Origin of the sequence: Neobacillus vireti (assembly GCF_036962345.1) — a bacterium.
Lineage (GTDB): Bacteria > Bacillota > Bacilli > Bacillales > Cytobacillaceae > Neobacillus > Neobacillus vireti_A.
This window is the reverse complement of the sequence record NZ_JBALNB010000012.1, coordinates 13,156-26,239: the sequence shown is the minus strand read 5'-3', so window position 1 is coordinate 26,239 and position 13,084 is coordinate 13,156. Positions and strand designations below refer to the sequence as shown.

General features: G+C 38.5%; 10 protein-coding genes. 3 read left to right on the top strand and 7 right to left on the bottom strand.

Features of this window, described 5'->3' with window-relative positions; translation table 11 throughout:
• Positions 1-93 precede the first annotated feature (93 nt).
• From V7108_RS14705 to V7108_RS14675, 7 genes are all read right to left on the bottom strand, one after another.
• Positions 94-882: an enoyl-CoA hydratase/isomerase family protein gene (locus V7108_RS14705; protein ID WP_335568627.1), complete on the bottom strand. Its 789-nt coding sequence runs from the start codon at positions 880-882 to the stop codon at positions 94-96.
• A gap of 203 nt (positions 883-1,085) precedes the next feature.
• A complete protein-coding gene (locus tag V7108_RS14700) occupies positions 1,086-2,570 on the bottom strand; it encodes a class I adenylate-forming enzyme family protein (protein WP_335568626.1) in 1,485 nt (494 codons plus the stop codon).
• Between the two features lie 663 nt (positions 2,571-3,233).
• Complete coding sequence (locus V7108_RS14695; RefSeq protein ID WP_335515204.1) at positions 3,234-3,629, bottom strand: hypothetical protein; 396 nt, start codon at positions 3,627-3,629, stop codon at positions 3,234-3,236.
• A gap of 4 nt (positions 3,630-3,633) precedes the next feature.
• The gene (locus V7108_RS14690; RefSeq protein ID WP_335568625.1) at positions 3,634-5,031 is read right to left on the bottom strand and encodes a sensor histidine kinase; all 1,398 of its coding nucleotides are present in this window, start codon (positions 5,029-5,031) and stop codon (positions 3,634-3,636) included.
• Positions 5,028-5,699: a response regulator transcription factor gene (locus tag V7108_RS14685; RefSeq protein WP_335515229.1), complete on the bottom strand. Its 672-nt coding sequence runs from the start codon at positions 5,697-5,699 to the stop codon at positions 5,028-5,030. Before V7108_RS14685 ends, V7108_RS14690 begins: the two co-directional genes overlap by 4 nt.
• 62 nt (positions 5,700-5,761) lie before the next feature.
• Positions 5,762-7,882, bottom strand: a complete 2,121-nt coding sequence (locus V7108_RS14680) for an MMPL family transporter (protein ID WP_335568624.1) — start codon at positions 7,880-7,882, stop codon at positions 5,762-5,764.
• 592 nt (positions 7,883-8,474) lie between these two features.
• Positions 8,475-8,936: a hypothetical protein gene (locus V7108_RS14675; protein WP_335515213.1), complete on the bottom strand. Its 462-nt coding sequence runs from the start codon at positions 8,934-8,936 to the stop codon at positions 8,475-8,477.
• Positions 8,937-9,116: 180 nt separating this feature from the next.
• Between V7108_RS14675 and V7108_RS14670 the strand changes: the two genes are divergently transcribed.
• The 3 genes from V7108_RS14670 to V7108_RS14660 all read left to right on the top strand — a co-directional run bounded on the left by V7108_RS14670 (position 9,117) and on the right by V7108_RS14660 (position 12,920).
• On the top strand, positions 9,117-10,112 hold the full coding sequence (locus V7108_RS14670) for a DUF3231 family protein (RefSeq protein ID WP_335568623.1): 996 nt from the start codon (positions 9,117-9,119) through the stop codon (positions 10,110-10,112).
• Positions 10,113-10,433: 321 nt separating this feature from the next.
• Positions 10,434-11,357, top strand: coding sequence for an AEC family transporter (locus V7108_RS14665; protein WP_335568622.1), 924 nt, complete (start codon positions 10,434-10,436; stop codon positions 11,355-11,357).
• A 138-nt stretch (positions 11,358-11,495) separates the two neighbouring features.
• On the top strand, positions 11,496-12,920 hold the full coding sequence (locus tag V7108_RS14660) for a L,D-transpeptidase family protein (RefSeq protein ID WP_335568621.1): 1,425 nt from the start codon (positions 11,496-11,498) through the stop codon (positions 12,918-12,920).
• Positions 12,921-13,084 lie beyond the last annotated feature (164 nt).

The following is a 13,084-nucleotide window of genomic DNA, read 5'->3' as shown; positions in this document are numbered from 1 at the left end:
CCAGAACCGTCCCCTTGGTCACCCTCGGTCATAAAAAAAGCTAACGAAAAGGGATATCATTTTCCCCTTTCCGTTAGCTTTTGGCGCATTCGGTTATCTACCCTTATAATTCGGTTTTTCTCTATCTAAAAAGGCACGTAATCCTTCGACGCGGTCCTCTGTGGCGAAGTTAACCAGCCATGCCTCGGCTTCTAATGTTAAAGCCTTCTCCAGAGCAAGATCAACGCCGTGATTGAGTGCTTTTTTTGCTTGCATAACGGCAATCGGGCTATTTTTTAAAATCCGTTCTGCTAAAGCCAAACTTTCTTCCATTAACTGATCCTTTGGTACAACCTTATTGACGATACCTAATTGTTTGGCCTCAGTCGCAGGAATCCTGTCACCGGTAAAAACTAACTGTTTGGCAATCCCTACCCCAACAAGCCGGGCCAATCGCTGCGTACCTCCCCAGCCAGGATAAACACCTACCGTTACTTCCGGTAATCCCAACTGGACATGCTCTGCTGCAATACGGAGATCACAAGCCAACGCAATTTCCAACCCGCCGCCTAATGTAAATCCATTTAAGGCAGCAATGACAATTTTACGGCTGTTTTCCAATCTGTTTAAAAAGGCTTGACCGGCATAAACAAATTTTTCACCTTCCATAAGTGTCATTTCTTTCATCATGGCGATATCCCCGCCTGCAACAAACGCTTTATCTCCCGCACCTGTTAAGATCACGGCTCTGATTTCTGGGTCATTTTCAATCACGTCTACAACATGCTCCAATTCAGAAAATAATTGGAGGTTGATTGCATTTAAAACTTCCGGTCGATTCAATTTAATAATGGCTATGTTATTCTTTTTTTCATAAAGGATGTATTCTAGTGATTTCTCCATTTTTCTCTCCTTTTACCCTATGGCTCTTTTCTTAAACTTTGTTGCTTTTTATAACAAAAATTAATAATTGTCCTGTGTTTTCGAAAAAAAACAGATGAATTTTAATAAGAAAAGAGCTTGCATACTAAATTCAAAGGCACAAAATAACTATTGCCACGTTAAAATCGGCTTTAGGATTTTCACAACAATCGTTACGAAATAGCCTATCCGATGGCCTGTAATTCATGCTTTAATATTTTTCCAGAGTGGTTTCTTGGAATTTCATTAATCATTTCATAATACTTTGGTATTTTAAAACCTGTTAACTTGTCTCGGCACCATTTGGTAATCTGTTCACCATCAATGGCAGCATCAGGGGCTATTACGACGAATGCTTTTATGGCCTCACCCCAGGTTGGATCAGGAATTCCAATGACGGCGACATCTCCAATTTGCGGATGCTCCCTCAAAACCGCTTCTACTTCATTTGGATAAACGTTTTCTCCGCCTGTCTTTATTAAGTACCTTTTCCGGTCGACCATCTCAAGCGTTCCATCTGCCGATCTTCGGAATACGTCGCCGGTATGAATCCAGCCTCCGTCCAACAACTCTTTTGTTGCCTCTTCTTTATTCCAATAACCTTGAATCATGGAAGGGCCGCGAAGTAAAAGCTCACCAATTTCCTCATCGGGGTCATTGCTGATGTTATCGATTTTTCCGTCAAAGTTTGGCAGTAAATAACCATATGATTTAAAGTTTTCCATATCTTCCTTATAGTGAATCGCGGTTACAATACTGCTTGCTTCAGTGGAACCGTAAATACCAAAATAGGTGCAACGAAGCTTGTTATTGATATCCGTAACAATTTTAGAAGAAACAACCCCAGCCATTGACAACAGATTCTTAAGTGATTCAACCTTTTTCACATCATAAAAATCCGAATATAGGAATCTACTTAATAGAGGTTCGAGGATAAACATAGTAGAGACCTTTTCTCTTTCAATCAGTTGATAGGCTTCTTCGGCATCAAATTTCGCAGATGGGAAAACTACTTTTCCACCATAATGGATATGAGTAAGGAATGCCCCAAACCCTGCTACATGGAAAAGTGGAAGTAACGCAATATAGCTGTCTTCCGGTCCATTTTTAATAAAAGCGTTAATATTATTATCATTCCACAGCCAATTTTGATGAGTCGCGATACATCCTTTAGGAAACCCAGTGGTTCCGCTCGTATACTTGATGGTAAAAATATCGGAAGTCATCACTTTACAGTCAGGTTCTCGTGAAGGGAAATTCCCGCTTTCCTCCAATATAGTTGTATCAAGATAGAGTGGAACATTACAGTTATTGGCACTGGTTTGTGCATTCCCGTACAACAATTCACTAGTTAACATTAATTTAGGGGAGCAATCTTTCAATATATAATCAATCTCACTGTTGTTTAATCGAATATTAATAGGTACAAAAATAGCACCCATTTTCGCAATGGCAAAAATAAATAGGCCGTAAGAAACTTTATTTTCCGATAGAATCGCCACACGGTCACCATGTTGAATTCCCTTCGCTTCCAGCCAGTTGACAATCCGATTTACCTCTTGATTTGCTTCTTGATAGGTATATCGATGATTCTCAGAAACAAATACTTCATTTTGAGGATATTGGACTGCATTCTTTCTTATTAAACTACCTAAAGTAAATTGATTCATCCTTTTAGCACCCCTTGTTGTAGAAATAATAGTTTTATGAAGAGACCCCATGTATCTACACAGTAGATATACATAAATAGAGACTGATTCCTTCTTTCGTCAGAATCATCAAATAATACAATATTCGAAAATTTCATATAAAAACCATTATACCTGCCTAACTCTGGACATGCAATGGAGTGTTTCTAGTATTCTACCCTAATTCTCCTTCACCAATTTGTTACAATCTAAGACAGCTTTATACAAGAAAAAAACTAATCAAACACTTGATTAGTTAGGCGATAAATCCTTTAGTGGGGTGCCAAAGGGACGGTTCTCATGGTTTATTTTTAGTAAACTTTTGACCACCAGAACCGTCCGAAACCGCTGAAAAACCATCGTTTCCGTGAGCTATTTTATATGTCAATTACATTTCCATCAAAATCAAAAAATCAGGGAACTTCATTTGAAGTTCCCTGATTTTTATGCTTGGTCAAATGTTATTCCTTACTCAAGAATTCCCCCTTATGGACCAAAAATCTATTGAAGAAGAGTGAAGGGCCTTATAGGTTTTATTAATTTGACAAATACATCAAAGCAGGCAAGGTTAGGATTGCAGGAATGGTGATTTGTCAGCCTTCACGGCATTTTTAAGTCGATTGCTTTTGGAATACCAATTAAATTTTAATTTTCCTGTTTATCAACTAGAAAGGTGATAAGCACGAATAATAAGAAAGCTAGTAAAAGTAAGCTTCCACCCACGATAAAGAACACCATGACAAAGGTTTCATTAAGATTGAATGGATTTAGATTGTACATCCACATTCCTACGGTCAAACCTGCAGCACCCAGCATTCCAAGGATACTGTGAATTGCTACAAGTCTTTTGTATTTAATCTTATACACCTTATAAAAAATTCCCCAAGCGAATACCGAAAGCCATCCTACTAATAGAATATGAGCATGAATGGGTCTCAATGAATAATCCATACTTCCTGACATTTGAGAACCAATAAAAGTACCGATTATTCCGAATATCGCTGAAAAACGAATGAGCCTTAAACTCCAAGTTTGTTCCATCTATTTATTCCTCCAATTTTCTTTCTTTATTTGGAAGTATGATTGTGAAGGTTGTTCCCACGCCAACCTCACTATCAACCTTTATTTCTCCTCCATGCAGGTCAATAATCTGTTTAACAATCGATAAGCCTAGCCCTGTACCGTCACTTTTTCTAGATGAATCTACACGGTAAAAACGTTCGAAAATTTGGGTCACGTCTTTCTTAGACATCCCGATTCCGGAATCTTTCACAATGATCGTGATGAAGGCTTCACTTTTAGATAAACTTATCCAAATATTCCCTCCATGAGCATTATACTTTATCGCATTCGTTATCAAGTTGTCCCAGACGTTGCTTATCAGTTCGACATCAACCTTCATCCGAATAGGTGACAGTTTATAAGAAACTTCAATTTCCTTTTCCTGTAGTCGCCATTGATACCTGCGGATGGTTTGTTTTATCTGTTCATCCAATTGCACCTCTGATATCATCATCGGATATGCTTTCTGATCAAGTGAGGTTAATACCAATAGCTGCTTAGTTAGATTGGAAAGTCGCTTTGATTCATGATCAATAACCTGCAGGTACTCGTTTAATTCGTGTTCATTTACGTTTTGTGACAGTAGAAGCTCAGCATACCCCCGAATATTCATTAGTGGAGATTGAAAGTCATGTGACACATTATTGATAAAGGATTTTCGAGCTTCATCATTATGTTGCAACTGCCTCTGCATGTTGTTAAAGCTTTCTGCTAATTGGCCAAGCTCATCATTACGATCAATCTTTAACGGATAAAGAAAATTCTCACGAGTAATCTCTCTGGTCGCTTCTGTTAACCTTGTAATCGGTTTGATGAGATGCTTTGCAAACAGGATTACCCCACTAATGCTAACAACTGTAACTGCTACAAAAAACCATGCTAAAATCATATGAATATCAGAAAAGAGCAGTTTATTATTGGGACGTAGGAATAAACCATATTCCTCCCCACTCATGGTGAATGGCACACCTACCGTATTCTTAACATCATTTGAGAAATGTCCCATCATTAAAAACTTATTGGAAAAGTGGCTCATACCATGGTAGATTTCTTTTTCCAAGACTACCTTCTTGGCTTCTATAGGAAGTTCTGTCTTTGTAAAAGGCTTGCCAAAATAAGCCTCTTCCCCAGATTCGTTTACCACATATATTTGATACCCAAGATTACCAATCGATTCTAAGAAAGGCTCTAAGGAAGAATGATCAGAATGCATACTCTCAAGGTTTAATGTAATGGTTTGGGCGATCTCTACATTTTGCTGATCCATCTTCTGCTTGGTAGAAGACATGTAAATAAAATTGGCTAATATCATCCCAATCGTGACACTTATTATTAAAATCAATAGCGTTGCAACAATGAACTTTTGATATAAAGTTCTCATTTGGTTACCTCAAGCTTATAGCCAATCCCTCGAACCGTTTGAATTTCCACCGATGCATCATATTTTTTTAAACGATCTCTGATTCGGTTTATATGAGTATTAAGAGTTTGTTCTCCGCCTTCATAATCAACTCCCCATACTTGTTCGACTAAAAAGGCTCTAGGTGTAATCTTATTTGCGCGTGAAGCTAATAAACTTAATAATTCAAATTCCTTTAGTGGTGGAAGGACTGTTTCTTGATTGATCATTAATTCAAAGTTTTTCCGATCGATGGTGAGATTTCCCACCTTTATAACCGTTTCCATGGCACGTTCGACGCGCCTTAACACTACGGCAACACGAAATAGAAGTTCCTTTACCTCAAATGGCTTCACGATATAGTCCTCTGAACCAGCTAAGAAGCCTTGTTCTTTGTCATCAATCTGCCCTTTGGCAGTCAGCAGGATAACGGGGAGATCGTAGTCAGTTGATAATGTCTTTGTCAATTCATACCCATCCATTCCTGGCATCATGACATCGACAATTGCTAAATCAACAGTTTTTTCTTCCAACAGATTTAAGGCTTCTTCAGCATGATTCGCTCTATATACTTGATAGCCTTCTCGACTTAAGTGGATAGATACAAGCTGTTGAATATATACATCATCATCTACAACAAGAATCTTCATCTTCATTATAGGAACCTCCTAAAAGGAGAATACAAAGGATAGGAAGTCCTTTGTATCCTTTTTTACTGTCCATTATGGGAGACTTGCCTGTCTTTTTCAAATAGTAGGATTAAAGCTGGTAGAAGCATCCCCCGAACTAGGAAAGTATCAATTAAGATTCCAATTGCAACCATAAAACCAAATACGAAAAGGTCAGCAATTGGCATCGTAGTCAACGCTGCAAAAGTTGCCGCTAGAATGATACCCGCCGATGAAATGACACCACCGGTATTCCGGATTGCAATTTCAAGAGCATCTTTAACTCGGTGCGTCTTCCGCTCTTCTATGAATCTAGAGGCAAGGATAATATTATAATCAATCCCTAACGCCACTAAGAAGATGAAAGCGTAGACAGGTACACGAGTACTTAATGCTTCATAACCAAACAAGATATCAACTAGAAAAATGCCAAGACCCATAGCAGATACATAGGAAAGTAAAATGGTCGCCATCATATAAATAGGCATTTTAATGGAACGAGTCAGGGCGAATAAGAGAATTAGGATTAGTAATGTTTCAAGTGCGACAATGGTAAAAATATCCTTCGTATTCACATCTCGTTCATCTACTAGCTTTGCAGTTACTCCGCTAAAGTATGCTTCGCCGGATATAGAAGCGTCCTTTAATAGTTTTGGTGATTCTTCACGTAAATCTTGTATCATATCCATAGCTTCCGTAGAATATGGATTCATTGCTAACACAACACTAAGCTTTATAGCCTTAGAGTCCTCAGATTGTGCAGTCAATCGTACAGATGTAATTTCTTTATATTCTTGTAGTTTTCCGGTAATAGCAGTTACGTCTTCTTCTACTAAAGCTTCATCACTTTCGATTAACAATGTTGTAGGTGCTAGTTCCCCTTTGTCATATCTTGTCTCTACAATTTCATATCCAACTCGAGACGGTAAATCCTCAGGAAACTTTTTGACAGTATCAAATTCAAAATCAAGATTAAACACATTTAAAGCAGTAATGACAAGAAAAATACCAACAATCCCTCCGGATATACCTGGTTTATTCACCACAAACTTCGCAATAGGTCCCCAAATTCCGTGTTTTACTTCTTTTTCTTGGCCGTACTTTGGAACTTTCGGCCAAAATGCTCTGCGACCAAATAGCGTAAATAAAGCAGGCACCAATGTGATCGATGCTAACATGATGAAGAACATGGCAAGACCGAAAATTGGAGCAAAGTTTTGATAATCACGGAAATTAGCGAAGAATAAGACTAACATCGCCGCTAACACCGTGCCTCCAGCAAAAAATACAGGTTCCCCAGTTGCACGCATTGCAAGTTTCATTGCTTCATATTTGCTTTCAACCTTGTTAAGCTCCTCACGGTAACGGGAGAATACAAATAGTGAATAATCAATCACTGCAGCAAAAAGTAAAATACTCATAATGGAGGTTGTTGAGTTATTGATTTCTAACCCGCCCGCCCCTAGTAATGCAACACTTTGATTCACAACCTGATAGACAATAACTGTTGCAAGCAGAGGGATGAACGCAAGTAACGGTGAGCGGTAAATCACAATAAGTAATACTAAAATAATAACGATTGTAGCAAGTAATAACACAAAGTCCGCTTGTTCAAAAAGCTTGAGTGTGTCCCCAGCAATTCCAGCCGGACCAGTGATATAAAAGGAAATATTTTCAAATCCATCTGCGATCTTATTGCCTATCTCAGAAGCCTTATCATTGATTTCGGCATATTGGCTATTACCAAGCCCCTGCTCTAATTCCATCGGAACAATCATCGTTGAACCATCCTCGGAAATAAAGCCCGTTAACGCTTGAGGTGGAAGTGCGCTTATATCAAGGATATTCTCAATTCCTTTAATATCTTCTTCTACTATTCCATTTAGTATTTGTGTGACCTCATCGGTACTGATGTTGCCATTTTCATTATGGAATACAAGGATTCCTGGTGTCCCTTGCTCATTTGGAAATATCTCTTCTGTCTTCTTTTCAGCTAATAAAGATTGTGCTTCATCAGGGAGCGATTGAAAATTCGTTACTTTATAGTCACCAAGCCTTGGTCCCGCACTTAATCCGACCATCAGGACTAGCCAAGCGATAATCGTAATCCACATCCCTCGTTTTGTTGAAACCCAATCTGTAATTGGAAATAACAGTTTTCTCAAAAATGTAAACCTCCTTTAGTCTCTTTCGAATATGATCTTACTAATCGAAGATAAATTTAATATCAACTTTTGTTTACATTTTGGAGAAACTGATTTTTAGTTTATCGAAATTATTTATAATCCATTTTTTTATTGTCAGACTTCAGATGGCTTTCCTTCTGCATACAATGCCTAATACAAAAATATTTTTCATAAAAACTCCGCCATTTCCTTAATATGTTGCTCTGATAAACACCTTGCAAAAGGTTCGAAATGGTTTTTTGGGATGTGCCGATCCATTCAGCACATTGAATGAGTTTACTCTCAGGTATATTTGTAATTTGCGCAACAAAAGATGGAGTGTATTTAGAAACGACCATTTCTAAGTCGGGAAAGCAAATCGTATTCCATTTTCAATGTATAAAACTGTCTGCGATTGTAATCCTCCGTATACCATGGCACTACCGTGGATTTATTACGAAAAAAACTAATCAAACACTTGATTAGTTTTGGGATAAACCCTTTAGTATCAAGGACTATCACTATATATGAGCTAGCTGCAAGGATTGTCGAGAGTTGTACAAAGACAGGTTTTTTTATCTCGCCGTATTCATTATTTTCTTCTATTTTCGAAATAGAATTGGAACCCATATAGAAAAATTGCTTTATAAAAGATATGTAGAAAAAATTGAAAATGATTTATACGAAATAATGCCACTATTTTTAGTTTTTTAAGTACCTTCATAATAGGAAAAGCAAATATAGCACCTACAATTGCGTTTAAAGTGATAAAACGTTTAAAATCCCCATATGTCCATTTTAAAATCCACATTGCACCAACTAAAAATGGTCCGATATGAAAAGGGAATTCCCCTGAAAGATAGGAATGGGAATTTCTATAGAAAACCCACCATTTACGTTGTTTTCCAAATATAGCTTCAATGGAGTGTATGATTAGAACAAGGATGGCTGCAGGAAAATACCTCTTGATATTACGCCTTCCAAGAAAAGGTAATGTCGACAACGCTAATATGACCATAAGAATATTATATAATCGCATAGTTTTTAATGACATACTAGCAATTCCTCCTTTTGTCTTTTACTTCATTACTATTCAACCCGCCAATAAATTTTATTCCGAGTTAATACTGCCAAATAATAAGCTCAAAAGTTTCTCATGCTTTTCTGTATACTTCATTGCCATTACCATAAAATAATCTCAGAATAACAAATGAAAAAATTGGAGGTATTTCCTTTGGGATTATTTAATAAAACCAAGGCAACCACCTTAACTGCTGCAGAAGTTTCGGCCCTTTGGCTGCAGTATATGGGTGATAGTATGGCAATATGTGTGTACAAATATTTTCTTACGATTGTTGAGAACAAAGAGATAAAACCCATTTTAGAATACGCCTTGCAGTTAGCTGAGAGCCATATTTCAAAAATTACCGATTTCCTAAAAAGTGCTAATTTCCAAATCCCTATCGGATTTACAGATAATGATGTGAATGTGAATGCCCCACGTCTGTTTTCTGACCAATTTCTACTTTTTTACTCGTATATTATGACCATACATGGGCTAACAGCTTATAGCTTAGCTATTTCAAACACGGAGCGACAAGACATTCAAAATTACTTCTTTGACTGTACGGCATCATCTAAGGAGCTGTTCCAAAAAATTGTAGAATTGTCTAAAAACCAGCCAAAATATACAAGTGTCCCCTCCATACCATCACCTCATGGGGCAAAGTTTATGGAATCTCCAGGATTCATTTCCAATTTAATCGGAGACAAAAGACCACTAAATAGTTCCGAAATCAGCACTCTTTTCTTTAATTCGACGAAAACTGGATTTATCACGTCGTTAAGTTTGGCTTTTAGTCAGGTGGCGGTACGTGAAGATGTTCGGAATTTTATGTTGAAAAACGTTAAATTAGCAGGGAAAGATGCCGAAAGCTTTGACGCTATCTTGCAACAGGATCGTTTACCAATACCTGCGAAATGGGATGACGAGATCACAGATTCAACAGTAAGTCCATTTTCTGATAAATTGATCATGTTTCACGCTGCTTTTTTAGTAAATGCAGCTCTTACTTATTATGGCGCTTCATTAGGTTCCAGCCTAAGGTCGGATCTCATCGTAACCTATAGTAAAGTATTTACCCATGCGATGGAGGCAGGTGCAATTTCTTTCAATATTATGGTTAAACATGGTTGGATGGAAAAACAACCAGAAGCGATGGACAGATAATCACTATCACAGACGGCAATTTCTGCGTTTGTTCCCACAGTACCAATACTTTTGATTTATACTAAAAAAGCCCCTTTCCAATAGGATGAAAGGGGCTTTGCCTTCCACTGCTATTAACCTTCAAAAATTCTAATTTTGCAGTTTTTCAGTATTATTAAATACATCAACCGCCTGAGTTGATCTAAACTATTTCATAAAATAGGCGTGAAGGTGTGGAAAGAAAAATCGATTAATATATAATAAATATCAATCCGAAGGCATGCCCATTTTGTCTTTCCCTTTCGGGTGATGGTAGTTTGATATTTAGAGAGGAAGTTTTATATGTTAGGAGAAATTTTCGCCACACTTTTTGATGTGATTGTCCCGCTTGCTTTGCCTGTGATAGCAGGAGTCTTGCTAAGCCGGTTTGGGAAGCTGGAAATCAAGCCGCTTTTAAACTTTGTCTTATATTACATAACGCCGTTCTTGATTTTTGATACCTTAATGGAGGCGCGATTATCACGAGAGGATGTCTATTTGACTGTTGCCTATTCCCTGTTAAATCTGATTTTACTTGCGGTTGCAGCCAACCTTTTCGGCAAACTGCTCAAACTGCCTGCCAATGATATAGCTGGGTTAACCCTAATTTCCTCCTTTACCAATTCGGTCAACTATGGAATCCCACTAACCTTGCTTGCTTTTGGTCAGCTGGGGCTTGAAAAGGCAGCCATCTACATCGTTATGCAGATGATCATGATGCATACATTAGGAATCTTCTTTGCAGCACGCTCTCACTTTACAGTAAAAAATGCGATGAAATCGGTGTTTGCCCTGCCTGCTATTTATGCGGTATTGCTAGCCATCGTGTTACGCACGTTTGATTTAACACTGCCAGGCGGTCTCTCCACCGGCATTTCCATGATTGCAGACTCTTACCCGCCCATTGTACTAGCGATTTTAGGCGCACAAATGGCCAATGTGAAAACAGAAAGTATTACTAGGAATACACGCGTTACCTTCTGGACAGGCATGAGCATGAGATTATTGATCGCACCACTCATTGCTTTATTGTGCTTAACTCTATTAAACATTGAAGGCATTATGTTCTCTACGCTATTAGTATTATCCTGTATGCCCGTTGCGATCAACGCCGGCATTCTAGCTGAAAAATTCAATGCCTCACCAAAGGTGTTAACCAAAACGATACTTTGGACAACCCTATTGTCCTTTTTTGTATTACCGATATTGATTGTTTTGGTTAAATAGGTCCAAAGAGGGTTTTGGTTTACAAATAAAACCTCGACAACCTACAAATATCGACAAACTTCCTCGCAGATTTTTGGTAGAATGTGGTAGTAATAACCTATATTAATAAGAATGTCGTAGGATTTGGGGGTAATTTGTATGGGCAGCACCGCACAACAAACCATTGATGCAGATCTTTATACACAGAAATGGTTTAAAAATTGGAAGATAATCACGGTAAGTACCATTGCACTTATTCTTGCCGCCGTCAGCTTTTATCAAGCCACACACTTTAACGCTAACATAAAGATAAATGGGGTCGAGGTCGGCGGCATGAGTGCTGGCAAGGCTTTAAAAAAATTACAAGCATCACTTTTAAAAAATGATATTTACCTGGGTGAGCAACTAATTGTAGATGGAAAAGATACGGAGATGGGATTCACAAATGATGACCTGCCGGGAATAAAACAACATTTAAAAGACCAATGGTCATTCTTTCCCACTTTTAAAGAAAAAGAGTATACCTTAGTGTCTGGCCAGCAGGACCAATATCGCAGCGAGACGCTTAAAACTGAACTAGAACAAAAGCTCACCACCATGAATCAGAGTTTAACAGCTCCTGTTGATGCACATGTGTCATTGGTAGAAGGAGATATCGTTGTCTCGAAAAGTGTTGACGGGACACAATATGATGTCGCTAGTATCATGGAAGAATACGAAAAGCAGGGATATCGTAGTGAAATTCGTCTAAAACCTACCTATTTGCTTGCACTCAACGAAGACAGTGAGAAGGTAAAAAATGAAAAGCAAAAACTGCAGACACTCCTTCAACATACGGTTGAGTATAAAGTACAGGATAAAGTTCATACATTAAGTGGCAGCGAACTCATCAAAAACGCAACGATTTCTGAGGATTTAAAGGTTTCAATCGACCCAAGCACGATTAACAGTAAAATCACCGAAATTAATGAAGCTCAGTCCACACTGGGTAAAGATTTCAGCTTCAAGACCCATTCCGGTTCGATTATTTCTGTGAAAGGGCAAGGATATGGCTGGGCGCTGGATGTGGAGAAAGAAGCAGCCCAGATTCAAGCAGCATTTGAAAATGGAGAAACAACTCTTTCCGCTTCCAATATTCAGGGAAATGGCTGGAGTGGTGAGGGCTATGGCTATGAAACCACAGCAAACAACGGCATTGGGGATACTTATGCAGAAGTTTCAATTGCCGAACAGCGTATTTGGCTCTACAAAGACGGAAAATTAGTCCTGACATCAAATGTCGTTACCGGCAAGCGCAGCACCGGGGAAGATACATCACCAGGAGTGTGGTATATCTTATTCAAACGAACACCTTATACACTGAAGGGCAGTGCCGTCGGCAAAGCCGATTATTCCGTTCCAGTAAGTTATTGGGCACCCTTCACAAACAGCGGCCAAGGCTTCCACGATGCCGGCTGGCGGACAAACTGGAGCAGTACCGCTTATCTAACAGGTGGATCCGGCGGATGTGTAAACGTAACGCCTAACGTCATGAAAGCTGTTTATGATAATCTTAGTGTTCATCAGCCAGTGGTTGTGTATTAGAAATTAAAAATGTACGGCTTAATCCAAGATGGGTTAAGCCGTACTTTTTTCCATTTTTGTTTAGGACCTATTATAACCGAAGGACAGGGTTGCTAGCTTTGACGAAGCGTGGATGGGTGGAAAAACAACCAGAAGCGATGTCCCATTTTAAATGCTGAATGATT

Bases quoted from the DNA above. Each gene is read 5' to 3' on its own strand.
- V7108_RS14705 (WP_335568627.1), bottom strand. From the start codon at position 882: ATGGAGAAATCACTAGAATACATCCTTTATGAAAAAAAGAATAACATA.
- V7108_RS14700 (WP_335568626.1), bottom strand. From the start codon at position 2,570: ATGAATCAATTTACTTTAGGTAGTTTAATAAGAAAGAATGCAGTCCAA.
- V7108_RS14695 (WP_335515204.1), bottom strand. From the start codon at position 3,629: ATGGAACAAACTTGGAGTTTAAGGCTCATTCGTTTTTCAGCGATATTC.
- V7108_RS14690 (WP_335568625.1), bottom strand. From the start codon at position 5,031: ATGAGAACTTTATATCAAAAGTTCATTGTTGCAACGCTATTGATTTTA.
- V7108_RS14685 (WP_335515229.1), bottom strand. From the start codon at position 5,699: ATGAAGATTCTTGTTGTAGATGATGATGTATATATTCAACAGCTTGTA.
- V7108_RS14675 (WP_335515213.1), bottom strand. From the start codon at position 8,936: ATGTCATTAAAAACTATGCGATTATATAATATTCTTATGGTCATATTA.
- V7108_RS14665 (WP_335568622.1), top strand. From the start codon at position 10,434: ATGTTAGGAGAAATTTTCGCCACACTTTTTGATGTGATTGTCCCGCTT.
- V7108_RS14660 (WP_335568621.1), top strand. From the start codon at position 11,496: ATGGGCAGCACCGCACAACAAACCATTGATGCAGATCTTTATACACAG.